Source organism: Bradyrhizobium retamae, from assembly GCF_001440415.1.
GTDB classification, from domain to species: Bacteria; Pseudomonadota; Alphaproteobacteria; order Rhizobiales; family Xanthobacteraceae; genus Bradyrhizobium; species Bradyrhizobium retamae.
Genome location: NZ_LLYA01000101.1, coordinates 97,093 through 121,841, shown reverse-complemented (window position 1 = coordinate 121,841; position 24,749 = coordinate 97,093). Strand labels below are relative to the sequence as shown.

At 64.0% G+C, this 24,749-nt stretch carries 25 protein-coding genes; 5 read left to right on the top strand and 20 right to left on the bottom strand.

The genetic code is table 11. The annotated features are described in order from the left end of the window. The first annotated feature begins 72 nt into the window (after nt 1–72). On the top strand, nt 73–1,506 hold the full coding sequence (trmFO, locus tag CQ13_RS12175; RefSeq protein WP_057843126.1) for a methylenetetrahydrofolate--tRNA-(uracil(54)-C(5))-methyltransferase (FADH(2)-oxidizing) TrmFO: 1,434 nt from the start codon (nt 73–75) through the stop codon (nt 1,504–1,506). A 4-nt stretch (nt 1,507–1,510) separates the two neighbouring features. Beyond that, nucleotides 1,511–2,614, top strand: coding sequence for a serine/threonine protein kinase (locus CQ13_RS12170; RefSeq protein WP_057843125.1), 1,104 nt, complete (start codon nt 1,511–1,513; stop codon nt 2,612–2,614). Nucleotides 2,615–2,637: 23 nt separating this feature from the next. On the opposite strand, the gene CQ13_RS12165 is transcribed toward CQ13_RS12170, so the two are convergent. From CQ13_RS12165 to yajC, 5 genes are read right to left on the bottom strand one after another with little or no spacing between them, the layout of a single operon-like run. Next, entirely contained in the window at nt 2,638–3,501 is an 864-nt protein-coding gene (locus tag CQ13_RS12165; RefSeq protein WP_057843124.1) for a phytoene/squalene synthase family protein, read from the bottom strand. Further along, a complete protein-coding gene (locus CQ13_RS12160) occupies nt 3,498–3,881 on the bottom strand; it encodes an Mth938-like domain-containing protein (RefSeq protein ID WP_057843123.1) in 384 nt (127 codons plus the stop codon). Before CQ13_RS12160 ends, CQ13_RS12165 begins: the two co-directional genes overlap by 4 nt. Nucleotides 3,882–3,883: 2 nt before the next feature. Next, nucleotides 3,884–4,906, bottom strand: coding sequence for a protein translocase subunit SecF (gene secF / locus CQ13_RS12155; RefSeq protein WP_057843122.1), 1,023 nt, complete (start codon nt 4,904–4,906; stop codon nt 3,884–3,886). A 9-nt stretch (nt 4,907–4,915) separates the two neighbouring features. Beyond that, on the bottom strand, nt 4,916–6,514 hold the full coding sequence (gene secD, locus CQ13_RS12150) for a protein translocase subunit SecD (RefSeq protein WP_057843121.1): 1,599 nt from the start codon (nt 6,512–6,514) through the stop codon (nt 4,916–4,918). 54 nt (nt 6,515–6,568) lie between these two features. Then, a complete protein-coding gene (yajC, locus tag CQ13_RS12145) occupies nt 6,569–6,931 on the bottom strand; it encodes a preprotein translocase subunit YajC (protein ID WP_028345926.1) in 363 nt (120 codons plus the stop codon). A gap of 194 nt (nt 6,932–7,125) precedes the next feature. Between yajC and CQ13_RS12140 the strand changes: the two genes are divergently transcribed. Further along, the gene (locus tag CQ13_RS12140; protein ID WP_057843120.1) at nt 7,126–8,109 is read left to right on the top strand and encodes an ATP-binding protein; all 984 of its coding nucleotides are present in this window, start codon (nt 7,126–7,128) and stop codon (nt 8,107–8,109) included. Between the two features lie 229 nt (nt 8,110–8,338). On the opposite strand, the gene CQ13_RS12135 is transcribed toward CQ13_RS12140, so the two are convergent. Both CQ13_RS12135 and CQ13_RS12130 read right to left on the bottom strand, forming a co-directional pair. Beyond that, nucleotides 8,339–9,709, bottom strand: a complete 1,371-nt coding sequence (locus CQ13_RS12135; RefSeq protein WP_057843119.1) for a peptidoglycan DD-metalloendopeptidase family protein — start codon at nt 9,707–9,709, stop codon at nt 8,339–8,341. 109 nt (nt 9,710–9,818) lie between these two features. After that, on the bottom strand, nt 9,819–10,463 hold the full coding sequence (locus CQ13_RS12130) for a protein-L-isoaspartate(D-aspartate) O-methyltransferase (RefSeq protein WP_082637432.1): 645 nt from the start codon (nt 10,461–10,463) through the stop codon (nt 9,819–9,821). Nucleotides 10,464–10,722: 259 nt separating this feature from the next. On the opposite strand from CQ13_RS12130, the gene CQ13_RS12125 reads away from it, so the two are divergent. Continuing rightward, nucleotides 10,723–11,100 (top strand): response regulator, encoded by a 378-nt coding sequence (locus CQ13_RS12125; protein ID WP_082637436.1) that lies wholly within the window; start codon nt 10,723–10,725, stop codon nt 11,098–11,100. Nucleotides 11,101–11,163: 63 nt separating this feature from the next. On the opposite strand, the gene surE is transcribed toward CQ13_RS12125, so the two are convergent. The 12 genes from surE to CQ13_RS12065 form a co-directional block, all read right to left on the bottom strand. Next, nucleotides 11,164–11,931 carry a 5'/3'-nucleotidase SurE gene (surE, locus tag CQ13_RS12120; RefSeq protein WP_057843118.1) on the bottom strand — a complete coding sequence of 256 codons (768 nt, stop codon included), beginning with the start codon at nt 11,929–11,931 and terminating at the stop codon, nt 11,164–11,166. A gap of 96 nt (nt 11,932–12,027) precedes the next feature. Further along, nucleotides 12,028–12,435 carry a hypothetical protein gene (locus CQ13_RS12115; protein WP_063800070.1) on the bottom strand — a complete coding sequence of 136 codons (408 nt, stop codon included), beginning with the start codon at nt 12,433–12,435 and terminating at the stop codon, nt 12,028–12,030. An 11-nt stretch (nt 12,436–12,446) separates the two neighbouring features. Further along, the gene (gene serS / locus CQ13_RS12110; protein ID WP_057843117.1) at nt 12,447–13,790 is read right to left on the bottom strand and encodes a serine--tRNA ligase; all 1,344 of its coding nucleotides are present in this window, start codon (nt 13,788–13,790) and stop codon (nt 12,447–12,449) included. A 178-nt stretch (nt 13,791–13,968) separates the two neighbouring features. Continuing rightward, nucleotides 13,969–14,790: a twin-arginine translocase subunit TatC gene (gene tatC, locus CQ13_RS12105; protein WP_057843116.1), complete on the bottom strand. Its 822-nt coding sequence runs from the start codon at nt 14,788–14,790 to the stop codon at nt 13,969–13,971. Continuing rightward, nucleotides 14,787–15,302, bottom strand: a complete 516-nt coding sequence (gene tatB, locus CQ13_RS12100) for a Sec-independent protein translocase protein TatB (RefSeq protein WP_057843115.1) — start codon at nt 15,300–15,302, stop codon at nt 14,787–14,789. Before tatB ends, tatC begins: the two co-directional genes overlap by 4 nt. 110 nt (nt 15,303–15,412) lie before the next feature. Further along, nucleotides 15,413–15,652 (bottom strand): twin-arginine translocase TatA/TatE family subunit, encoded by a 240-nt coding sequence (locus CQ13_RS12095; RefSeq protein WP_028345916.1) that lies wholly within the window; start codon nt 15,650–15,652, stop codon nt 15,413–15,415. A gap of 169 nt (nt 15,653–15,821) precedes the next feature. Further along, a complete protein-coding gene (gene scpB, locus CQ13_RS12090; protein WP_057843114.1) occupies nt 15,822–16,553 on the bottom strand; it encodes an SMC-Scp complex subunit ScpB in 732 nt (243 codons plus the stop codon). An 18-nt stretch (nt 16,554–16,571) separates the two neighbouring features. Further along, nucleotides 16,572–17,399: a segregation and condensation protein A gene (locus CQ13_RS12085; RefSeq protein ID WP_057843113.1), complete on the bottom strand. Its 828-nt coding sequence runs from the start codon at nt 17,397–17,399 to the stop codon at nt 16,572–16,574. Then, entirely contained in the window at nt 17,396–18,418 is a 1,023-nt protein-coding gene (gene nagZ, locus CQ13_RS12080; RefSeq protein ID WP_057843112.1) for a beta-N-acetylhexosaminidase, read from the bottom strand. The genes CQ13_RS12085 and nagZ overlap by 4 nt, the downstream gene beginning before the upstream one ends. 47 nt (nt 18,419–18,465) lie before the next feature. Next, a complete protein-coding gene (locus CQ13_RS12075) occupies nt 18,466–19,950 on the bottom strand; it encodes an SPOR domain-containing protein (protein WP_057843111.1) in 1,485 nt (494 codons plus the stop codon). 119 nt (nt 19,951–20,069) lie between these two features. Next, on the bottom strand, nt 20,070–21,863 hold the full coding sequence (gene argS / locus CQ13_RS12070) for an arginine--tRNA ligase (RefSeq protein WP_057843110.1): 1,794 nt from the start codon (nt 21,861–21,863) through the stop codon (nt 20,070–20,072). 9 nt (nt 21,864–21,872) lie between these two features. Further along, nucleotides 21,873–23,081 carry a deoxyguanosinetriphosphate triphosphohydrolase gene (locus tag CQ13_RS12065; RefSeq protein ID WP_156433634.1) on the bottom strand — a complete coding sequence of 403 codons (1,209 nt, stop codon included), beginning with the start codon at nt 23,079–23,081 and terminating at the stop codon, nt 21,873–21,875. A gap of 104 nt (nt 23,082–23,185) precedes the next feature. Here CQ13_RS12065 and erpA point away from each other — a divergent pair, with 104 nt between their 5' ends. Beyond that, on the top strand, nt 23,186–23,515 hold the full coding sequence (gene erpA / locus CQ13_RS12060; protein ID WP_057843108.1) for an iron-sulfur cluster insertion protein ErpA: 330 nt from the start codon (nt 23,186–23,188) through the stop codon (nt 23,513–23,515). A 142-nt stretch (nt 23,516–23,657) separates the two neighbouring features. Here the strand turns inward: erpA and CQ13_RS12055 are convergent, their stop codons facing one another. Continuing rightward, entirely contained in the window at nt 23,658–24,563 is a 906-nt protein-coding gene (locus CQ13_RS12055; RefSeq protein WP_057843107.1) for a LysR family transcriptional regulator, read from the bottom strand. Nucleotides 24,564–24,749 lie beyond the last annotated feature (186 nt).

Below are 24,749 nucleotides of genomic sequence, written 5' to 3'. Positions count from 1 at the left end.
TGCACCGGGCCAGGCTTCGCTTGAAGCGCTTCGTAGGTGCGCCAGGCGCGAAAACGCGCTAACCCTGCGCGCATGATTTCCAACACTCTCAAAACTGACACCGTCCATGTGATCGGCGGCGGCCTTGCCGGCTCGGAAGCGGCCTGGCAGATCGCCAGTGCAGGCGCTCGCGTCGTCCTGCACGAGATGCGCCCCTTGCGGATGACCGAGGCCCATCGCACCGAGGGCCTGGCCGAACTCGTCTGCTCCAACTCGTTCCGCTCGGACGACGCCGCCAACAACGCCGTGGGCCTGCTGCACGCCGAAATGCGCCGGCTGGACTCGCTAATCATGCGCTCCGCCGACGCCAACCAGGTGCCCGCGGGCGGGGCGTTGGCGGTCGACCGCGACGGGTTTTCCGCCGCCGTCACCCGGGCCTTGCACGACCATCCCCTGATCGAGATTGACCGCTCGGAAATCGCCGGCCTGCCGCCGGCCGAATGGGGCAACGTGATCGTCGCGACCGGCCCCCTCACCTCGGCGCCACTGGCAAACGCCATTCGCGAACTGACCGACGAGAACGCGCTGGCGTTCTTCGATGCGATCGCGCCGATCGTGCACAAGGACTCCATCGACATGTCGGTAGCGTGGTTTCAGTCGCGCTACGACAAGGTCGGGCCCGGCGGCACCGGCGCGGATTACATCAACTGCCCGATGACGAAGGAGCAATACGACGCCTTCGTCGCGGCGTTGCTGGCCGGCGAGAAGGTGGACTTCAAGGACTGGGAGACCAATACGCCCTATTTCGACGGCTGCCTGCCGGTCGAGGTGATGGCCGAACGCGGCCACGAGACGCTGCGGCACGGTCCGATGAAGCCGGTCGGGCTCACAAATCCGCACAATCCGACGGTTAAGCCTTACGCCATCGTGCAGTTGCGACAGGACAATAAGCTCGGCACGCTTTACAACATGGTGGGCTTCCAGACCAAACTGAACTACGGCGCGCAACAGCGCGTGTTCCGCACCATTCCGGGGCTCGAGAACGCCGAATTCGCGCGGCTCGGCGGCCTGCATCGCAACACCTTCCTGAACTCGCCAAAGCTGCTGGATGGGCAATTGCGGCTGCGCGCGCAGCCGCGGCTGCGCTTTGCCGGCCAGATGACCGGCTGCGAGGGCTATGTGGAATCCGCGAGCATCGGCCTGATCGCAGGCCTCTATGCCGCGGCAAATGCGCGAGGACAGTCGCTCGAACCGCCGCCTGCGACGACGGCGCTGGGCTCGCTGCTCGGCCATATCACCGGCGGCCACATCGAAACGATCGAGACCGGAACACGCTCGTTCCAGCCGATGAACATCAATTTCGGCCTGTTTCCGCCGCTTGCCAGCGTGCCGACCAAGAAGGCCGATCGCAGCAGGCTGCGCGGCAATGAGAAGACGGTCGCCAAGAAGCAGGCGCTCAGCGCACGCGCCTTGTCGGATCTTGATCGCTGGATCGCCGATCGTCTGCGCGTAGCGGCGGCGGCGTAATCCCATGGGCTTGCCGAAAGACGACGCCGCCACCCTGTCGGCGCGATGGACCGAAGGCGTGCTGCTCAAGCGTGACGTGTTCTCGACCGTCGAACGCGGCCGGTTTCGCGAGGATAGCGGCGAGGTCGATGCCGTGCTGCGCCGGCTCGATCAGGTGCCGCTGTGGTCCTATCCGCTCGCCCAACATCTGTTCGTACGCGAGCGCCGCGCCCTGGCGCTGGCGCGCGATCTCGACGTCGGCCCGAGACTGCTATGGGCCGGTCGGCAGGCACTGGTGCGCGGCTTCATCGACGGCGTTGCGCTGCATCTGGCAAAGCCACATGGCGACATCGGCTATTTCCGTTCCGCCAAGCTCGCTCTTCGCAAGCTGCACCGCGCCGGCATTTGCCACAACGATCTCGCCAAGGAGCAGAACTGGCTCCGTGGCAGCGACGGCCGCGCCTATGTGACCGATTTTCAACTGGCGGCCTGCTTCAAGACAAGAAGCCGCCTGTTCCGGATCGCGGCTTACGAAGATCTGCGGCATATGCTGAAGCACAAGCGCAGCTATGCGCCGGCGGCGCTGACGCCGATGGAGCGCAAGATTTTAGCGCGCAAATCCCTTGTCGCCAGTATCTGGCTCAAGACCGGCAAGAAAGTCTATCAGGCCATCACCCGCGGCCTGTTCAACTTCACCGATCGCGAAGGCGGCGGCCGCCGGCTGGTCAACGATGCGCCGGTGCTGAGCGCCCTGATCAGGAAAAATCCTGAAGTACGCGATACCGCCATTGTCGCTTTCGCCGATCGCCGTACCGGCGTCGGCCTGTATGCCTTCGTCGAGGCTGACAAGGTCGCGCTGGAAAAGCAGTTGCGGAGCGAGCTTTCGTCGGCCAAAGGCGTCAAACCGCCGGAGCATATCCAGGTGGTGCATGCCCTGCCCCGCGATGCCGCCGGCAAGCCGCGCACGGAGATCTTGCAGCTTGTGGCGATGAACCAGCTCGACCTGATCGAGCCGCTGATCACGAGCGATATCGACCGCGCGTTCCTGAAGGACATTCTGGAGAGCCGCAAGAATCTGCGCGACCGGTTCAATTTCGAAAGCAGCGAGTTGAATTCGCGGCCGAATTGATTCATCCGGGGAACGCCGGAAACCTACCCGCCAAACTCCCGCGAGCGCGAGGCGCGCCAGAGCGTCCACAGCGTCCGGAGTCGTGACGTTACATGCGGCACGAACGGATCGACGTCAGCCCGTGACATATGATCCAGATCGCGGCGGACCATCGCCAGCGGAAGGAATACCGGCCGCACTTGGGGCGGCACATGCGTGAGCAGCTCGAAGGCCGTGCGGAGATGTTTTTGCCCTTCTCCGATCAACTGATCGATCGCGGCACGCGCCTGCGGCGTCTGCTTGCCCGAAAAGACCTGCTCCATCCCGCTGCCATGCTGCTGCAGCAATTGCAGCGGCACGAACAACTGCCGCCGCGCAGCATCGAGCGGCAGCGCTGCGATCACCTGCGCCATGCCCTGGGCGAGACCCGCATGGCGGGAGAGATGATCAATCGCCACCGAGGGCTGTGCCGCAATCCGCGCGCCAAGCAAGAACAACGCCGACGAGGTGTCGGTGACATAGCCTTCCAGTGCTGCCATCGACGGCATTGGATCGTTGTAGAGGTCGAACTGGTGTTCCTCGATCAGCCGCGACAGCGGTTCGATCGGCAGGCGGAATTCGCCGATTGTCTGCAGGAGTTCGGCTGCAACCGGATTGCCTTCGACCCCGCCATGGCCGGCGCCTGCCAGCATATCGGTCCACCATTGCAGCCGGATTTCGCCCGGCAACGGCTGGCTGACCTGCTCGCGCACGCGCAAAATCTCTACATTGAAGGCATAGATCGACAGCAGTGCGCGGCGCTGGACCTGAGGCAGGAACAGTGTCGAGGCATAGCGGACAAAGTCGTGCGTGCGCACCAGATCGGCGCAGAACGCAGCGGATTCTTTCGACGTCGCCGTGGCGCTCATGGCACCGCGATCAATGCCGCCGCGACACGCCGCCGCTCGCCCAGCATGATGTTGTAGGTGCGAATCGCCGGACCCGTCTGCATCGGGTCCAGCACCACCCTGACCGTCCGCAGCGCCTCGCGAAGGCCGCGCGGCGGCAGCCAGACTTCGGTGCCGGTGCCGACAATCAGCGTATCGATGGAATTGGCCACCTTGAACACGCGGTCCAGCGAATATTGATCGATCTCGGCGGGCTTTGTAACTGGCCAGGCCCAGATGCCGTCCGGCAGGCACAGCAGCGAGCCGCGATGCGACATGTCGGCGAAAGCGAAGCCGCCCTTGCCGTAGGCTTCGATCGGTGCCGGCCTCGGAAGATGTGGAGCGTCCGAGGATGTTGCCATGACTATTTCTTTGCCGGCGTATCCGGTTTCTTCGCAGAAGTATCCGGCGCCTCGCGGTGCTCACCAACGCCGAGGTAGATCAGGATCGGCGCGGCTATGAAGATCGAGGTGTAGGTGCCGACCAGCACCACGCCGAACATCATGACCGCCGTGAAGCTGTGAATTGCGTGGCCGCCGAACAGCAACAGTGCGAACAACGCCAGCGTCACCGTGACGTGGGTGATGATCGAGCGCGACAGCGTCGAATTGATGGATTCGTTGAGGAGCTGCGGCATCGGCATTTTCTTGTACCGCCGCAGCATCTCCCGGATGCGGTCGTAGATCACGACCGTGTCGTTCAAGGAGTAACCGAGAATCGTGAGTAGCGCCGCTATACTGGTGAGGTCGAAATCGACCTGCGAGATCGACATGAAGCCGATCGTCAGCACGATGTCGTGAATGTTGGCGATCATGGCGCCGAGCGCGAACTGCCATTCGAACCGAAACCAGAGATAGATCAGGATCCCGAAGATCGCGAGCATCAGGCCGAGCAGGCCGTAGGCCAGAAGCTCGCCCGAAACGCGCGGGCCCACAACCTCGACGCGGCGGTATTCGACGCTGTCACCGAGCGCGCCGCGAACTTTCTGCACGGCCGCCTGCTGGGCGGCGTCGCCGCCCGGCTGCTCGGCAACCCGGATCAGCACGTCGTTCGGACCGCCGAACTGCTGCAACTGGATGTCGCCGAGCCCAAGCGTGCTGAGAGTCGCGCGCATCGCGCCGATATCGGCGGGACCGGACTTGTTCTGCACTTCCAGCAGCGTGCCGCCTTTGAAGTCGATGCCGAAATTCAACCCATGGGTGAAGAATAGCACGATCGCGACGATCGAAAGCGCCGCCGAGATCGGGAAGCTGATGCGGCGAAAGCGCGTGAAATCGAAATGCGTTTCGTCAGGGACGATCCGCAGCGGCGGCAACAGATCGAACACGGCGACCACGGTCAGCACGACGATCAGAACGCCCAGCGCAATGAGAACGAATTGAGTCACAGCGAATCCCTAGATCGGCACGGTCTTCGGCCGCTTCCATCGCACCCAGCCGGCGACGATCAGGCTGGTGAGCGTAAACGCCGTAAACACGGTGGTGATGATGCCGATGCCGAGCGTGACGGCGAAGCCGCGAACCGGGCCGGTGCCGATGTAGAACAGCACCGCAGCGGCGATGAAGGTGGTGATGTTGGAGTCCAGGATTGTCGCCAATGCGCGCCGGAATCCCGCGTCGATTGCCGAAATCGCGTTGCGTCCGCCGCGCAATTCCTCGCGGATGCGCTCATAAATCAGCACGTTGGAGTCAACCGCGATACCGACCGTCAGCACGATGCCGGCGATGCCGGGCAGCGTCAGCGTGGCGTTCAAGAGCGACAGGACGCCGAAGATCATCGCGACGTTGATGGCGACTGCGATGTTGGCGAACACGCCGAACAGGCGGTAGGTCAGCAGCATGAACACGACGACCATGATCGAGCCGATGTAAGCCGCGAGTTTGCCCTTTTCGATCGAGTCCTGGCCAAGTCCGGGCCCGACGGTGCGTTCCTCGATCACCGTCAGCGGCGCCGGCAGTGCGCCGGCGCGCATTAGCAGTGCGAGTTCGTTGGCCGCTTGCACGGTGAAGCTGCCGGAAATCTGGCCCGAACCGCCGGTGATCGGTTCGCGGATTACGGGCGCAGAGATCACCTTGTTGTCGAGGATGATGGCAAAGGGTTGCCCAACATTTTCGGACGTCGCCTGTGCGAATTTTCGCGAGCCCGAACTATTGAAACGGAAATTTACAATCGGCTCGTTCGTGCGCTGGTCGAAGGCCGGCTGGGCGTCGGTCAGGTCGCCGCCGGACACCAGCACCTGTCGCTTGACGACGTAGGGAACCTTGGGCGATTGCTCGCTCATCAGGACTTCCGAATCGGCCGGCACCCGCCCCGACTGGGCCTGATCCGGTGATATCGACGAATCGACCATGCGGAATTCCATCTTGGCGGTCTGGCCAAGGATGCGCTTTAGCTCGGTTGGATCCTGCAATCCCGGCACCTGGACCAGGATACGATCGGTGCCTTGCCGCTGGATCAAGGGCTCGACCGTGCCCAGTTCGTTGATGCGGCGCTCGACGATCTGGATCGATTGTTCGATCGTTTGCCGTATGCGCTCGGTGATGGCGGCTTGCGGTACCGCGAGACGGATCAGGCCGCCACCAGCATCCGAGACTTCGAGGCTGCGCTGCCCGCTGGAACCGAGCAGACCGCCGAGTGGCTGCGAAAGCTCGCGCAGCTTAGTAAGGGCCGCCTGCTGGTCGGTCTCCTTGACGCGGACTTCAACGGCATCGGCGCGCGCGGTAAGGCCGGTATAGCCAATCTTGGCGTCACGCAGCACACGGCGGACTTCGTCGCGCACCTGATCGAGCCGTTCCTTCTTCACATAGTTGGAATCGACTTCGAGCAGCAGGTACGAGCCGCCCTGCAGATCGAGGCCGAGCACGATATGGCGCTGCGCCCAGACTGGCCAGGTTTTCACCTTGTCTTGGGGGAAGAAGTTCGGAACGGCGAAGAGGCAGATCACCAGCGCGGTCAGAATGATCGCCAGCGCCTTCCACCGCGAGAAATACAACATCGAGTAGATCCGTCAGATCCAGGAAAATGCACCGCGGCAAGCGGCGCGGAAAACTCAGCTCGCGGACGTCTCGTCCTTGGCTTCACTCTTTTCCTTGGCCGGCTCGCCCTTGGCGCGAACGCCCGAAATCATCTGCCGCATCTGCCGCACGCGGACGCCGTCCGAAATCTCGAACTCGATCTGGTCGTCGTCCACCACCTTGGTCACCTTGCCGACCAGGCCGCCCGAGGTGACGACGGTGTCGCCGCGGCGGATGTTTTTGACCAGTTCCTGGTGATCCTTGATCTTCTTCTGCTGCGGTCGCAGAATCAGGAAGTACATGATCACGAAGATCAGTGCGAACGGCAGCAGCGACATCAACATGCTGTTGGCATCGCCGCCGGCTGCAGCCTGGGCGTACGCAGGGGTAATCAGCATTCGAACAATCCTCGTGAGACGGAAAAGAACCGGCCATGCCTGGGCACAGCATCCTGGGCACGTCGCCGGTCCGGGTAAATTTGCGCGGACTATAGCGGCGGCGGGCCCAATTGCAACGTTGGCCGCCCCCTCATTTAGGCCGCTTGCGAGAGCTTCCAAGGCCCGTTAAGGCTGCGCCGTCAGGAACTCGGGAAATGTCGAAAAAAGCCAAGAAAACTGCGGCTCAAACAGCGCCCCGCGCCGCCCCCAAGGCCGCCTCGCGAAGACCAGCGAAAACCGCGACAAAAGGTCCGGCAAACCGGCTTAACGGCGCCACCGCCGAGCGGATCGCCATCGCGCTGGAAGCGATCGCCGGCCATCTCTCCGCGGCCTCGCCGGCGACGGGAGGCCCCGAGGCGTTCGGCTCGGCCGATGCCTTTGTCTGGCATCCGGAGGGGCGCCTTTCGCCGGTACCGCGCGTCAGCCGCGTCGACCTCGGCCTGCTCAAGGGCATCGACCGGATGCGCGACATCCTGATCGAAAATACCGAGCGCTTTGCCGACGGCCTGCCCGCCAACAATGCGCTGCTGTGGGGCGCGCGTGGCATGGGCAAGTCGTCGCTGGTGAAGGCAACCCATGCCAGCATCAATATCGACCGCAAGCCGGCCGACCGGCTCAAGCTCATCGAGATTCACCGCGAGGATATCGAGAGCCTGCCCGGCCTGATGGACCTCCTACGCAGCTCCGATTTCCGCTTCATCGTGTTTTGCGACGACCTCTCCTTCGACGGCAATGACGCCTCCTACAAATCGCTGAAGGCGGTGCTGGAGGGCGGCATCGAGGGACGCCCCGACAACGTCATCCTCTACGCGACATCCAATCGGCGGCATCTCTTGGCGCGCGAGATGATCGAGAACGAGCGCTCGACCGCGATCAACCCGGGCGAAGCCGTCGAGGAGAAGGTGTCGCTATCGGACCGGTTTGGCCTGTGGCTCGGCTTTCACCGTTGCAGCCAGGATGAGTACCTCGCCATGGTGCGCGGCTATTGCGGCCATTTCGGCATCAAGATTGCCGACGAAGAGCTGGAGCGCGAGGCGCTGGAATGGTCGACCACCCGCGGCTCCCGCTCCGGGCGCGTCGCGTGGCAGTTCACGCAGGAATTGGCCGGAAGGCTCGGCGTGAGGTTGGCCGGGAAGTAGGCCGCGGGCGCGTCCCCACCTCTGGCGTCATCCCCCGCGAAAGCGGGGGATCAAGTGCGCTGAGGCTTCGCGGTTCAAATCGCAACTGCTCTGGAATACTGGATCGCCCGGTCCTGGCTACGCCAAGGCTTCACCGGGGCTCTCGCTCTGGGCTCGCCGTAGCTTTAGCGGAGGTGGCAAGCCGGGCGACGACAGTTGTGGGTGGGGCGGCGCCGTTTCAGCTACCCGCTCACGCCCCGTTCAGGAATTGAAGCGGGTCAACCGGTGAAGATCCCTTGCGGATCTCGAAGTGGAGCTGCGGCGAGCCCACCTCCCCCGATTGACCCGATTTGGCAATGATCTGGCCGCGCTTGATCGTATCGCCGCGCTTCACCAGCAGTTCACTCGCATGGGCATATGCGGTGACGTAACCGTTGGAGTGCCGCACCAGAACCAGATTGCCGTAGCCCTTGAGCTCGTTGCCGGAATAGGCGACCACGCCATCTTCCGCGGCTTTCACCGGCGTTCCTTCCGGCACCGCCAGGTTGATGCCGTCATTCGACTTGCCGTTGGTCTTGGCGCCATAGCTCGTGATCACCTTGCCGCGCACCGGCCAGCGGAAGGTCGGCAGCGCGCCGGTGGCTTCGCTGGGCTTGATCGAGGCTTGCTCGACGACGGGCTTCTCTTCGGTGACGTTGGTGGTCGCCTGTGCCAGCCGGGCGCTCTGCGGCGGACCACCGGCGGCAGCCATCTTGGTGGCCGGTGCCGCAACCGCTGCGACCGGCTGGGCGGGAGCTGCGGCAACGGGCTGCGCCACTGGTGCGGCGGCGGCGGATTTCGAACCGGGCACGGTCAGCTTCATGCCGAGGCTGAGCTTGGCGGACTGATCGAGATTGTTGGCCTTGGCGAGTTCGCTGACCGAAACCTGATTGCGCCGGGCGATGCTCATCAGCGTATCGCCGCGATTGACGACATGGACGGTCGGCGCTGCCGCCGCGGCAGCCGGCTTGCTGGCCGCAGGCGCGAGGGCCGGCGCAGGCGCTGCCGTCGCCGTCTGGCGCGGAATGATCAGTTGCTGGCCGGGCGACAACACGCGCGGACCCTTATAGCCATTGGCCTGCAGGATCGCAGCGGCTGAAACGTTGTAGCGCTTGGCCAGAATGTCGAGCGTGTCGCTGGTGCCGACGATGATCGTGGTGCCGCCCGGCGCGGATGGGCGCGCGGCGGCCACCGAGCGCGGCGGCACCGTGGCGGTGGTCTCGATCGGCGGATGGGACGGCGGCGCATAAGACGAAACCCCGCGCCCTCCTCCCGACACGCCGCCCGAACTCGCGGGATAGGCTTGCGGTGCAACGACGGCGGGCGGCGGCAGGGCCTGGGACTGGTATTGCGGGGTCGAGGCCTGCGGCCGGGAATATTGCGGCAGCTCGCGGCGTTCGACGGCGGGAGCGCGCACCGAACCGGTCGCTTCGGGCTGAGAGGCAAAGGGGTTGGAGAACGAGCTATCGGAAAAGCGCGTCTGCATATCGGCGCTGCAGCCGGCAAAGCCGACCGACATCAGCGCCAGCACCGCGGCCTGCGGCACCCGACGCGAGCGAAGCAACTCGGCGACACGGGACATGGTTACTCACTCGTACGCAACAAAATACTGTTTTGAGTAAACACGTACCGAGTAAATAACCGCTTAACCCTTGGAATAAGATGTTGGCGGGAACCGCCAATCCGGGATTCTACAGTTCGCGCGCAATTCCCGGCAGGGCCGGGACGAAGCGGACATCGACCAATTCCTTGCGCTCAAAACCGCTATCCGTCCTGGTCACCCTGACCAGCGTCTGGCTGCCATGATGGGGCCCGACCGGCGCGATCAGGATGCCCCCCGGCAGCAGCCGCTCCAGCAGCTTTTCGGGGATTTGCTCCATCGCAGCCGTCACGATGATGCGGTCGAAGTCGCCGGCGCCGGGCGGAATCTGGAAGCCGTCGCCCAGCATTACTTCGATATTGAAGTACCCAAGCGCTTCGAGCCGGTCGCGCGCGGTGTCCGCCAGCGTCCGGTAGCGCTCGATGGTCAGGACATGCGCGCATAGCCGCGACAGCACCGCGGCCTGGTAGCCGGAGCCGGTCCCGATCTCGAGTACCTTGTAATGCTTCTGCAGTTGTAGCTGTTCGGTCATGTAGGCGACCACGAAGGGCTGGCTGATGGTCTGTCCGCAGGCGATGCCGAGCGCGCTGTCACGATAGGCATGGCTGCGATCGCCAGCCGCCACGAAAGCCTCGCGGGGCACCTCTTCCATGGTCCGCAGCACCGCCTGGTCGCTGATCCCCCGCCGCCGCAGAGTGAGCTGAAACATCATCTTTTCGAGCGGTTCTTGGGACATCGCGGTCTCGTGGCGGGAGGCCTGCCGCCAATCCGGTGCTTCGGCCTCGCCGAGATGTAATATAGCGTCCGCGCACTTAAGGAACGATTTCCTTAAAGATTGTAGTTCCTCACCCGGAACTGGGACCGCGTCCCGACGTTGGGGCGCCGGGAAAATCCTTCGCGAAGAGGCTTTACCCAGCGCCTACCCGCCCATACCGACATTGCACCGGGGTCCGTTTTTTGCGAACCTCGACGCTCGGAAGGGCAAGGAATCCATCATGGTAGCGACACGGCCGGCGGGCTGTTCTGTTTTCCTCGTTGAAGACGAGGTCATGATCCGCATGATGGTCGCTGACATGCTGGAAGAGCTGGGACACAGCGTAGCCGCCGAGGCCGGCGAAATCGGTGAAGCGGTCAAGCTGGTGCAATCGACCGAATTCGATCTCGCTATTCTCGACGTCAACGTCAACGGCAAGGTGATCACGCCGGTGGCCGAACTGATCACAGCGCGCAACCGTCCGTTCATTTTTGCGACCGGCTACGGCTCCTCCGGCCTGCCGCAGGAATATCGCGACCGCCCCGCGCTGCAGAAGCCATTCCAACTGGAAACGCTGGCCCAGGTGATCGCGTCCACGTTGAAGAGCGCGCCAGTTTAGGGCACTACGTGTAGCCCGAACGGAGCGAAGCGCAATCCGGCTACTTCGTCACCGTGCTCCGCGTTACTTCAACGTCGTCGTCAGCTCTTCCGAGAACGCTTCATCGGTACGATCCAGCCGCAGCGGTGTGACCGAGACGTAGCGCGCTGCCAGCGCTGCGAGATCGGTGCCATCGGCCGGCGTATCCAGTGCCGCGGCGCGTTCGAACCCGATCCAGTAATACGGATTGCCGCGGCCGTCGTGGCGCTTGTCAATTTTCAGGAAGCCGAGATTGCGCTTGCCCTGCCGCGTCACCCGAACACCCTTGACCTGATCGGGCGTGCAGGCGGGAAAGTTGACGTTGATCACGGTATTTTTCGGCACCCCCGCATCGATCACCTTGCGCAGGATGCCGGGGCCGAATTTCAGCGCGGTATCCCACAGCGGCGCGTGACGGGTCTCGATGGAAAATTCCTGGCTCAGGGCAAACGACGGGATGCCCAGGATCGTGCCCTCGAGCGCGCCCGCGATCGTGCCGGAATAGACGACGTCCTCGGCGACGTTGCGGCCCTTGTTGACGCCGGACAGCACGAGATCGGGCATCTTCTCGCCGAGGATGTGGCGCGAGCCCATGATCACGCAATCCGTCGGCGTGCCTCGCACCGCGAAATGGCGCGGACCGATTTCGCGTAAGCGCAAGGGATCGTTCAGCGACAGTGAATGCGAGACACCGGACTGATCGAGCTCCGGCGCCACGATCCAGACATCGTCGGACAGCGCGCGGGCGATCTCCTCGACGATCTTCAGACCCGGCGCATGAATGCCGTCGTCGTTGGTGCAGAGAATTCGCATCCGTCAAAATGCCTTCAGGTTAAGGTCGAGGTAGGCTTTTGCCTTTGGCTGTCGTCTTATCCGGCTATCGCGGCTGAAGCAAACCGGCCTGTTCCCTCATGTTTTCTTCATCCAGACGCGCCAGGGGCGGGCAAATCTGGCGCCGCCATCGTTTTTCATCTGCAGGTCTGGCGATGCCTGTTGCGCCGATTCGACGGGCAGAGGGGGCGCGCTCGCGTCCGCCGGCTTGGGCGAAGATGCCGCGACGGGCTCGATCGCCGGAAGCGCTGCAGCCGATCCCGCCTCCGGCCGCGTGTGTCGCGTCCGCGCAACCGCCAGCCCCTTGTCGAAGTCGGCGGCGTTGAGCCACTCCTTGGCATGCATGCGTTCGATCAGATCGTCGTCCCACAGGCGGGCCACTTCGATATCGAAGGCGCCCATCAGCCGCTGGTCGATCAATTGCATCCCGTGGCCGGTGACAGCCCATTGCTTCCCGATCCAAAGGATGTCGCGATGCAATGCCATTTTGCTTTGCGCTATTTGTCCCGCTCGATGATCTTGAGCCCGCCCATATAGGGCTGCAGCACCGCAGGCACCGCGATGGAGCCGTCTTCCTGCTGATAGGTTTCCATCACCGCGATCAGCGCGCGGCCGACCGCGGTACCGGAACCGTTCAGCGTGTGCACGAAACGCGGCTTGCCATCGGGCCCACGCGAACGCGCATCCATGCGCCGCGCCTGGAAATCACCACAGACCGAGCAGCTCGAAATTTCGCGATAAGCGCCGCCCTCGCCCTGACTTGAAGATTGACCCGGCATCCAGACCTCGATGTCGTAGGTCTTCTGCGCGGAGAATCCCATGTCACCGGAGCACAGCGTCATCACGCGATAATGCAAGTCGAGCCGGCGCAGCACTTCCTCCGCGCAGGACAGCATGCGCTCGTGCTCGTCACGGCTGGTCTCCGGCGTCACGATCGAGACCAGTTCGACCTTTGTAAATTGATGCTGCCGGATCATGCCGCGGGTGTCGCGTCCGGCGGCGCCCGCCTCGGCGCGGAAGCACGGCGTCAGCGCAGTCAGCCGCATCGGCAGTTCTTTCTCATCGACTATGGATTCGCGGACGAGATTGGTCAGCGAGACTTCGGCGGTGGGGATGAGACCCAGACGTTCAGTTTTCAATCGCTCATCCGGCGCTGCTAGCAGCTCCCCCTTGATGGCCCAGAACTGGTCGTCCTCAAATTTCGGCAACTGGCCAGTGCCGAACATCACGTCGTTGCGCACCAATAGCGGCGGACTGACCTCGGCGTAACCGTGTTCGTTGGTGTGCAGATCGAGCATGAACTGCCCAATCGCGCGCTCCAGCCGCGCCAGGCCCTTCTTCAGCACCACGAAGCGCGCGCCGCTCAGTTTCGCGGCCGCCTCAAAATCCATGTAGCCGAGCGCGCCGCCGAGATCATCATGCGGCTTCGGCGTGAAGGCGTAGCTGCGGATCTTGCCGTAGACGTGGCGCTGCACATTGCCATGCTCGTCTGCGCCTTCGGGCACGTCGTCGAGCGGCAGGTTCGGAATTGCAGCGAGTTCTTTCGCCAGTTCGTCGTCTGCCGTCTTCGCCGCGAGCTCGAGCTCCGGCATCGTGGTCTTGAGCTCGGCGACTTCCGCCATCAGCTTGTTGGCGCGCGCGTCGTCCTTGGCCTTCTTGGCCTCGCCGATTTCCTTCGAAGCCGCATTGCGCCGCGCCTGCGCCTGCTCGGACGCCAGGATCGCTGCCCGGCGCTTCTCGTCGATCGCCAGCAGCGAAGCCGACAACGGCGCCAGCCCCCGGCGCTTCAGTCCGGCGTCGAACGCCTGGGGGTTGTCGCGGATCGATTTGATGTCGTGCATGGCCACAATTTCCTGCGTCACGGCCGGGCAAAAGCGCGAAGCGCGTCTTCACCCCAGAGTCCCGGCCATCCACGTCTTTGCTGCGTTAGACCAAGTCGTGGATGCCCGGGTCAAGGCCGGGCATGACGAATCATAGGCAGCGGAGAGCTATGATAAGGAAAAATGCGGCCGGAGCGCCCTACTCGGCCGGATTAGCCTCTGGCGGCGGGCTTGCGGGCGGCGTCCCCGTGGACGCCCGCGCCGCGGCGGCCTTCTTTTCCACCATGCGGACCGCGACGATCGCGCCCTCGTAGAGCGCCATCAAGGGAATCGCGAGCGAGGCCTGGCTGATGACGTCGGGCGGCGTCAGAACGGCGGCAATGACGAAGGCGCCGACGATGAAATAGCGCCGCTTTTCTCGAAGCATCCTGGAGTTGACGACGCCGATCCGCCCCAGCAGCGTCAGGATGACAGGCAACTGGAACGCAACGCCAAAGGCGAAGATCAGCGACATCATCAGCGACAGATATTCGCCGACCTTGGGCAGCAACTGAATCTGCGCACTCTCGTCGCCGCCCATCTGCTGCATGCCGAGCGAGAACCGCACCAGCATCGGCAGCACCACGAAATAGACCACGAGCGAGCCGAGCACGAAGAAGAACGGAGTTGCGATCAGGTACGGCAGAAACGCGCCACGCTCGTGCTTGTAGAGGCCGGGCGCCACGAATTTATAGATCTGCGTCGCCACGATCGGGAACGAGATGAAGGCGGCGCCAAACAGCGCGAGCTTCAATTGCGTGAGGAAATATTCCAGCAGCGCGGTGTAGATGAACTTCGAATTCTCGGCGCCCGCCACCCAGACGAACGGCCAGACCAGCACGTTGTAGATCTGCTTGGCGAAGAAGAAGCAGAAGATGAACGCAATGCCAAAGCTGAGCAGCGCCTTGATCAGCCGCGAGCGCAGCTCGATCAGATGGTCCATCAACGGCGCCTTGCTGGCCTCGATGTCTTCGATGGTCATGACGCTTTGGCGTCCTTGAGAATGTCGGGCGCCGCCGGCGCGATATCCTGCGGCGCGGCCTGAACTTCACGGGTGATCGCCAGCGGTTCGGAAGCGGCCGCATGCGCCTCGGCCTCCACGAACGTTTCCGGCGTGGGCAGGGCTGGGGTAGTTGGCGTGACAGGCTCGCCGGTCGCGGAGGCAACTTGCGCATCCACCGGCTTGTCGGCAGGCTTGTCGATATCCCCAATCTGCAGGGCGTCGTTGACGTCTTTTTGCAGCGAGGTCATGACGTTGGCCGGCGAAAGACCCGTAGCCACGTCCTTGACCTCGTCAAAACTCTTCTTGAGGTCGGCCATTTCGGCCTCACGCATGGCTTCCTGGAACTGGCCCTGGAATTCGGCCGCCATCTTGCGCGCCTTACCCATCCATTGCCCGACCATGCGCAGCACACCGGGAAGCTCTTTCGGGCCGATGGCAATCAGCGCGACGACCGCGATGATGACCAGTTCACTCCACCCGATGTCGAACATGAATTCTTCCGCTCACGCGAGACGTCTGCGCCCAAATCCCTTTAGCAAAGATTTGGAGCCGCCCGCGTCTTTTCTCAACCGGCGTCTTTCCCCGGTGATGTCTGGTTGGTTCAGACAGCCTTGCTGCCGACATCCGTCCGGGCTGTCGGCGCCGGCGTCGCATTGTGATCGATGGTCTTCACCGGTTCGGCGGGCTTTTCGGGCGCCTTCTCATCGTCCTGCATGCCCTTCTTGAAGGCCTTGATACCATTTGCGACATCGCCCATCAGGTCAGAAATCTTGCCGCGGCCGAACAACAGCAGGACCACTGCGATCACGACGATCCAGTGCCAAATGCTAAGCGAACCCATCCTGCAACCCTCCAAAAGAGACGGCCGGCTTCCGGCCAAGCTTTCGCGGAAGGTAGGCCCGCGGGGTGTCAAAAACAAGGACCCCTGCCGCGGCAAATCGCTGTCGCGGCTACGTATTATGGCTATTATTAACCCCGCCTGAGTGGATTAATCGGGGGAGCCGTCGGAACTAGCTATCGCTGCCGCCTTCAGGCTCGGCGGCCGGAGCCAGCAGCAGTTCCAGATTGTCGCCAGCGTCCAGCGGATCCTCGTCCTCGCGTAGCGCCACGTCATCCGACGGCGTCGGAACGCTGAAGCCGGAAGGCAGCCGCGAATCCAGGAGCCCCGTACCTTTCAGTTCTTCCAGGCCCGGCAGGTCGCTCAGCGCCTCCAGGCTGAACTGCGAAAGGAACGCTTCCGTTGTGCCGAACGTCAGCGGCCGCCCCGGCGTCTTGCGGCGACCGCGGGGGCGAATCCAGCCGGTTTCGAGCAGCACATCCAGCGTTCCCTTTGACGTGATCACGCCGCGGATCTCCTCGATCTCTGCGCGCGTCACGGGCTGGTGATAGGCAATGATCGCGAGCACCTCGATCGCCGCCCGCGACAGCCGCCGCGTCTCCGTGCTTTCGCGCGTCATCAGCCACGACAGATCGCCCGCGGTGCGGAACGTCCATTTGTTCGCGACGCGCACCAGATTGACGCCACGCGGTGCATATTCCTCCTGCAATTGCGCCAGCGCCGCCTTGACGTCGACGCCGTCGGGCATGCGCTTGGCAAGCGTCGCCTGATCGATCGGGTCCGCGGACGCAAACAGCAACGCTTCGAGCAACCGCAATTCCTCGGGCCGCGCGGCCTGATCGGTATGTTGGTCGATGGGATGATCCTCGGCATCTTCCATGCGTTTTTCCGCCAGGCTTGCCATGGCTAGGTCTCCTTCCACTTACTCGACCGTCATATCCGGCGCAGGCATTGCGGCCTGCGGCGGACGCTTACGAAAGTACAGCGGCGCGAACGCCTCTTTCTGGTTCAATTCCATTTCGCCTTCGCGCACCAGTTCGAGCGCCGCGGCAAAGCTCGAGGCGAACACCGTCGCTCGCTGTGAGGGATCGACCACATAGCTGAGCAGGTAATCGTCGAGACAGTTCCACTCCTCGGATTCGGCCATGCCGACCAGCCGCTCCAGCGAGGCGCGCGCTTCGGCCAGCGACCACACCGTGCGCTTGGCCAAATGCACCGTCGCCAGCACGCGCTGCTGGCGCTGCGTGGCATAGGCGGTGAGCAGGTCGAACAGCGTCGCCGTGAATTTGGGATGCTTGATCTCGGCGATCGTTTCCGGATTGCCGCGCGGGAAGATATCGCGCTGGAACTGCGGCCGGTTCATCAACCGGTTGGCGGCTTCGCGGATGGCTTCGAGCCTGCGCAGCCGGTTGGCCAGGGCGGTGGCCATTTCCTCGGCGCTCGGCCCATCAGGCGTGGCCGGTTCAGGCAGCAATAGGCGCGATTTCAGGAACGCCAGCCAGGCCGCCATCACGAGGTAATCGGCGGCGAGTTCGAGGCGGATCTTTCGCGCCGCCTCGATGAAGATCAGATACTGATCGGCCAGCGCCAGGATCGAAATCTTGGCCAGATCGACCTTCTGCTGCCGCGCCAGGGTGAGCAGCAGGTCGAGCGGGCCCTCATAGCCCTCGACGTCGACGACCAGCGCCGGCTCGCCTTCGGTGATTTCGGCGGGCCGTCCGGTTTCAAACGATAGAATCTCAGCCGTCATGCCGTTCCTACCCGATCCATCAACGCTTCGAGTTCAGTCCGCGCTGCCTGCCGGTCGAACGGCTCAGGCTGCTTTCGCGAGGCCAGCGCCCGTTTGGCCCGATTCAAGGCCTCGCCCGCCAATTCCGGCGTCTCGCGCGCCACATCGCGCATTTCGTCGAGCTTGCCGTTGCAGTGCAGGACGATGTCGCAGCCGGCGCTGACGATGGCGCGGGTCCGATCCGAGATCGATCCGGCCAGCGCATTCATCGACACGTCATCACTCATCAGCAAACCCTGGAACCCAATTACGCCGCGAATCACCTGCCGGATGATTGTCGCAGAAGTCGTCGCCGGATGGACGGGGTCTAACGCGCTAAACACAACATGCGCGGTCATGGCCATCGGCAGGTCCGCCAGCGGCTGAAAGGCGGCGAAATCGGTCCGTTCCAGCTCTTCCCGCGCTGTATCAACGGTCGGGAGCCGGAAATGGCTATCCGCATTTGCCCGGCCATGGCCAGGAATATGCTTCAGCACGGGTAAGACGCCGCCCTGCTCCAGCCCCTCGGTGACGGCGCGGGCGATCGCCGCGACCTTGCCCGGCTCGGTTCCATAAGCCCGGTTGCCGATCACGGCGTCCGCGCCAGCCACCGGCACGTCCGCCAGCGGCAGACAGTCGACGGTGATGCCGAGGTCGATCAGATCGGCCGCAATCAGGCGCGAGCTCAAGCGGGCGGCTTGCAGGCCCAGCACCGGCTCGATGTCGTAGAGCGCACCGAAGGTGGCGCCGGGCGGATATACCGGCCAATGCGGCGGCCCGAGCCGGGCCACTCGCCCGCCTTCCTGGTCGATCAGGACCGGCGCATCCGCCTCGCCTACAAAACCCCGGAATTCATCAACAAGCGCAGATACTTGATCCGGCGTCTCGACATTGCGTTTGAACAGGATCAAGCCCCACGGCCGCATCCCACGGATGAATTCGCGCTCCGCGGCGCTCAGCTCGAGTCCCGATACGCCCGTGATGAATGCGCGACTTGTCATGGGGGCCGATTAGGCCCCTCATGGCCCCGGGGTCAAGGAAACCGCCGTTAATTCCTTTGGACGAAGCACTGCCCGCCGGCAGATTTCAGGCTGCTGCAGACCTGCGCCGCCTCTTCGGAAGAGCCGAACGGGCCGGCGAACGCACGGTAATAGACACCCTTTTCGCCGAGATCGACGCGTTTCACCAGCGACGAGTGCTGTCCCAGCACGCTCGGGAACTTGCTCTGCAGCGCCCGGTAGGAGGCCTGCGCGTCGGCCTCGTTCTTCTGCGAAGAGACCTGGACCAAGTAGCCTCCCCCGGCCGGGGCAGCCGGCTGGGTCGGATTGGTTGCCGCCATTCGAGTCGGCGCCGGAGCAGGATCAGCCCCACCCTGCGGCGTGAGCGGCATCGGCGTGTTGGCGCTGGCGTTCGCCGACGCGGGGTTACGCGCCGGCGGCTGGGCAGGAGCCGGCGGCGAAGCCGCAGCGCTGCGGGTCGTCGGTGCCGGCCTCGGCGGCGGCGCGCTGGCCCCTGCCGGAATGCCGCCATTGTCGGCGGGGTCGCCCTTGACGGCGAGCGTCCTGATCCTGCGCGGCTCGTTGTTCGGCATCGTACCGTTCACGCCCGTCTGCGGCGGCGGGCCGGACGGCGAAACGCTTGCGACCGGCGGCGGGTTGCTATTCGGATTTAGCGGCGGAAACACCACGCGCGGCGCGCCGGACCTTGCGTTGAGGTCGACCGGCGTCTCTTCGCGCGACACCAGCTTCTCGCCGCCATCGCCCGGCAGCATGCGGTCAGGGGCCTTGGCGGCACCCGCGTCGGACGGTGCCGGCATTACCTTGGTCGGGCTGTTGTCGGCCCTGATGATCGGCGGCTCGCCCGAGCGGGGCGAACCGATGTAAGTGCGATAGGCAAAGGCAGCGCCCGTCCCGACCACAGCCAACGCCAGCACTGCAGCGACCGTCATCAGGCCGCTCGAGCGCTTCTTCGGAGCGGGCTCCTCCTCCTCGTATTCGCCCTGGTACGCATAGGGATCGTCCGGATAGGCCGGATCGCGCTGATAGTCGTGCTCGCCATTTTCGAGCCGTCCATACAGCGCTTCGTCGTAGCGCGACAGGTCCTGCTGCGGCTCGTCGGCATCTTGCTGTGGAGCCTCGTAATAGTCCTGCGAGTCCTGCGCGGGCGCCTGATGCTGGGCCGCGTAGCGGTGCAAGGGATGCACCGGCGCCGGCTGGTAGTCCGGCTCGTCGTCGTGAGCCTGATCCTGCGGCAAAGGCGATGGAAGTGGCGGCGGCGGGGTTTCCTGCCGCGTTTCCTGGCGCGCGCGCTGCATCCATGCCGGCGGGGCCGGAGGCACATCGAGATCTTCCGGTGGATCATGCCGCTGTGGACGCGCATTCGCTCGCGACTGCAGAGGATGCGGTGCCGGTTTGGCGGCAGCCCCGTACGGGTCGTTCTGCCCGATCAGCCTTGCGAGCTCGGCAAGCGGATCGCTCTCGCCGCGATCCTGGTCGGCGGAGGGAAAATGTCGGTCCTGATATCGATCAGCCATCGTGATGATGCATCCCCTACGGGACAGCGCCAACTCGCCATGTCAAACAAACCATGACGAGCGTGGCCCCTGCCAGATACCCCCACGAACCCCCATTCGTGAAGGGCCTTCGCCCCTGCCTACCGCATCTCGGTCGGAGCGTGGACGCCGAGAACGGCTAAGCCCGATGCCAGAACCGAGACGACGCCCTGGACCATAGCCAGTCGCGCCCTCGTGATTTCTGCATCATTAGTTATAATGAAGCGTAAATAGGGCAAATCCCGCCCTTTCGTCCATAACGCGTGAAATTCACTGGCTAAATCATACAGATAAAAAGCGATTCGATGCGGTTCATGTGCGACCGCCGCCGCCTCGACCATCCGGGGATAGAGCGCCAGCCGCTTCAAAAGGTCAAGTTCGGCCGGATCCGTCAGCCGCTCCACCGGGGAATCCCCCAAATACGCCGTCCGGGCCGCGTCATCCTCGGGGAGGTCTGGAACGACCTCGCGGGCATTCTTGAAAATTGAGTGGCCGCGGGCATGCCCGTACTGGACGTAGAAGACCGGATTGTCCTTCGATTGCTCGAGCACTTTGGCGAGGTCGAAATCGAGCACGGCGTCGTTCTTGCGGAACAGCATCATGAACCGCACCGCATCGGAACCGACCTCGTCGACCACTTCGCGCAGTGTGACGAAATCGCCGGAGCGTTTCGACATCCGCACCGGCTCGCCGGCACGCAGCAGGCGAACAAGTTGCACCACCTTGACGTCAAGCGCGGCCTTGCCGCCGCTGACGCCCTTCACCGCCGCCTGCATGCGCTTGATGTAACCGCCATGGTCAGCGCCGAACACGTCGATCATGTCGAGGAAGCCGCGATCGACCTTGTTCTTGTGATAGGCGATGTCGGAAGCGAAGTAGGTGTAAGAGCCATCCGACTTGATCAGCGGACGATCGACGTCGTCGCCGTAGGCGGTGGCGCGGAACAGCGTCTGGATCCGGTCCTCGTAATCCTCGACCGGCTTGCCCTTCGGCGGCGGCAGGCGGCCCTCGTAGATGTCGCCCTTGGAGCGCAGGAAATCGATGGTCTCGGTGACCTTGTTGTTGCCGGTCTCGATCAGCGACCGCTCCGAGAAGAACACCTCGTGCTTGATATTGAGCGCGGCGAGATCGCCCTTGATCATGTCCATCATCATGGCGATCGCCTTGGCGCGCACGATCGGCAGCCAGGCGGCTTCAGCCATCGCCTTCAGCTTGCCTCCGTGCTCGGCCGCAAGCGCCTGCCCGACCGGCACGAGATAGTCGCCGGGGTAAAGCCCGTCCGGGATCTCGCCGATGATTTCGCCGAGCGCTTCCAGATAGCGCAGGTAGGCCGAGCGCGCGAGCACGTCGACCTGCGCGCCGGCGTCATTGATGTAATATTCGCGGGTGACGTCATAGCCGGCAAAATCCAGCAGGCCGCACAGCGCGTCGCCGAACACCGCGCCACGGCAATGGCCGACATGCATCGGCCCGGTCGGGTTGGCGGAGACATATTCGACATTGACCTTTTCGCCGCGGCCGATCGCGCTCTTGCCGTAGGACACGCCTTCGCGCAGCACGGTGCGCAGTTCGTCGGCCCAGACTTGCGGCTTCAAGGTGAGATTGATGAAGCCGGGCCCGGCGACCTCGACGGCGGCAACCAGATCGTCGGCGCGCAATTTTTCCGCGATCTTGTCGGCGAGGTCGCGCGGCTTTGCCTTGGCGTCCTTGGCCAGCACCATCGCGGCGTTGGTCGCCATGTCGCCATGGCTGGCATCGCGCGGCGGTTCGACCACGACGCGGGAGAAATCGATGCCGGCGGGCCATTGGCCCTCGGCTGCGAGCGCGGCGCAGACCGCCTGCACGCGCGCCAGCGCGTCGGCGAACAGATGTTGTGTGGCTGCCTTATCGGACATGGCCGCCGCCTAACGCAAATCCGGGGTCGAGTCAAAAAGCCGCTGGTGCTCCACCAGGGCGTAGCGGTCGGTCATCCCGGCGATGAAATTGCCAATCCGGCGCGCCCGCTCGCCGTCCGTGACGCGCTCGGTACCCTCCACCCATTCGGCCGGCAGGTCCCCCGGCGAATTCTGATAGCGCGCGAACAGGTCGAACAGGATGCCTTCCGCCTCGGCCATTACCCGCATCACCCGATTGTGGCGGTACATGTGCTGCTTCAGGAACGCCTTGATGGCAGCCTCCTCTTCCGCAACGTCAGGCGGAAAGGCGATCAGCGGCTGGTGATGGTGGCGGACGTCGTCGGCCGATTGCGGTTTCGCTTCTGCCAACCGCCTGGCCGCCTCCGACATGACCGCCACGATCATGTAGGAAATCAGCTCACGTACCAGTTCCGCGCCGCGCCTGGCGTCGTCAAGGTTGGGATAGTGCCGGTCGATCTCGGCGATGATCGCTTCGGTGAGCGGCATCACCTTGAGGTCGTCGACAGCAAACAGGCCGGCGCGCAGGCCGTCGTCGATGTCGTGGGCATCATAGGCGATGTCGTCGGCAAACGCTGCGGCCTGCGCCTCCAGCGAGGCGTAGCTCCACAGCTCCAGATCGAATTTTTGATCGAAGTCGGAAATGCCGATGGGGATGCCGCTGTCGCGGTAAGGCCCGGCCGGGGCCCCGTCCCGCTCGGTCAGCGGGCCGTTGTGCTTGACGATGCCCTCCAGCGACTCCCAGGTCAGGTTCAGCCCGTCGAACTCCGGATAGCGGTGCTCCAGCGAGGTCACGACACGCAGCGCCTGCGCGTTGTGGTCGAAGCCGCCGTGATCCTTAAGGCATTTGTCGAGCGCCCGCTCGCCGGCATGGCCGAACGGGGGATGGCCGAGGTCATGGGCCAGCGCCAGCGTTTCGGTGAGATCCTCATCGAGGCCGAGCTGGCGGGCCAGGGCGCGGGCGATCTGCGCCACTTCCAGCGAATGGGTCAGCCGCGTCCGATAATGGTCGCCCTCGTGGAACACGAAAACTTGTGTCTTGTGCTTTAGCCGGCGGAACGCGGTGGAATGGATCACCCGGTCGCAATCGCGCCGGAACGGGCTGCGGGTCCGGCTCGGCGGCTCCGCGAACAGCCGCCCGCGGCTCCGGTCAGGGTCGCAGCCATAAAGCGCGCGGGGGGCAGCCATTCCGACCGACACGGTTTTTTAGTCCTTATCCATTTGATTCCGCGAGATTGCGCACTTAACTATGTCTAACGCGCCATACCAAATGAATTGGGTATGACGGGGCCGGAGACCATGCAATGACCACTGCCATCACCGTCAGCGAGCGGGCTGCCCGCCGCATCGGCGAAATCCTTAAGAGCGAGGGCGACGGCGCCATGCTGCGCATTTCCGTCGAAGGCGGCGGCTGCTCCGGCTTCCAGTACAAGTTCGACGTCGACCGCGCCAAGGCCGAGGACGATCTGGTGATCGCGCGCGAGGGCGCGGTGGTGCTGGTCGACCCAGCCTCGGTGCCGTTCCTCGCCGGCTCCGAAGTCGATTTCGTCGACGACCTGATCGGCGCCTCCTTCCGCGTGGTCAACCCGAACGCCACGGCGTCGTGCGGCTGCGGGACCAGTTTTTCGGTTTGAGACGGTAATTCTATTCGACCATGGTCGTCATACACCGCGAAAGCGGGGTATCCAGTACGCCGCGGCTTATCCGTTCAATCACTCCGGCCTCTGGAATACTGGATCGTCCGCATTCGCCCTTCGCGGACGATGACGGGAGCGGCTACGCCTCGCGCGCGTAGCGCGGCAAATCGGCTTTCAGCATTTCGAGAACGTCGTCCCTGACCGGATCGCGCGTGCCGCGCGTCCAGGCAGCCGCCAGCGGCAGCTTGTTCATGTCGGAGGCGGCAAGGCGGATGAAGCGGACGCCGCGCGTCGCCATGCGCGAGGTCCAGCGCGGGACGATCGCGAGGCCGAGGCCGGTGGAGACCAGGTTGACGATGGTCTGCTTCTCGTCAGCGATCTGGGCGACGCGCGCCTCTAACCCCGCCTCGGCAAACAGTTTCATCGTGAGGTCATGGCTGTGCGGACGCGAGCGGCGTTCGGGCACGATCAACGGCTGGTTTTCGAGATCGGCAATGGTCACGCGCTTGCGCTGCGACAGCGGATGCCGGTCGGCGACCGCAACGACGGCGGTCTCGTGCAGCAGGAAGGCAAACTCCAGCCGCTTGTCGGGCCGCTCCGGCGGGCGCACCAAGGCGAGATCGAGCCGGCCGGACAACAGGCGCGGCAGCAGGCGGACCGTCTTGTCCTCGACCAGCTGCACGCTGACGTCGGGCCGGCGCTGCCGGAAATCATGGAGCAGTTTTGGCAACAGTCCCGCGGCGGCGCTGTCGATGGCGCCGACGCGAATGATCGCCGCGCGCTTGCGGCCGCCGGTGCGAAATCGCCCTGCAAGCGCATCGGCCTGCGTCAGCAGCGCCCGCGCCTCCTTGAGCAGCACGGCGCCATCATCTGTCAGCGCAACGCTTCGCGTCGTGCGCGTCATCAGCCGCGTGCCGAGATCCTCTTCGAGCAGGCGGATGAAGCGACCGAGCGCCGACGGCAGCATATCGAGCCGCTGCGCCGCCCGGCCAAAATGCAGCTCCTCGGCGGCAGCCACGAAGCAACGCAAGTGATGAAGGTCCATCGCTCCTCCCCGCCGGGATTATATCAATTTTTTGTATAAACGCGAGGCGGTTGTCCATCGGCAGAAGCGGCCCCAGGATACCCTGAGAGCAAGGCTGGTGCCCCGTCATTGCGAGCGCAGCGAAGCAATCCATAGCGCCGCAAGTGGAAAGGTGGATTGCCTCGTCGCTTCGCTCCTCGCAATTGA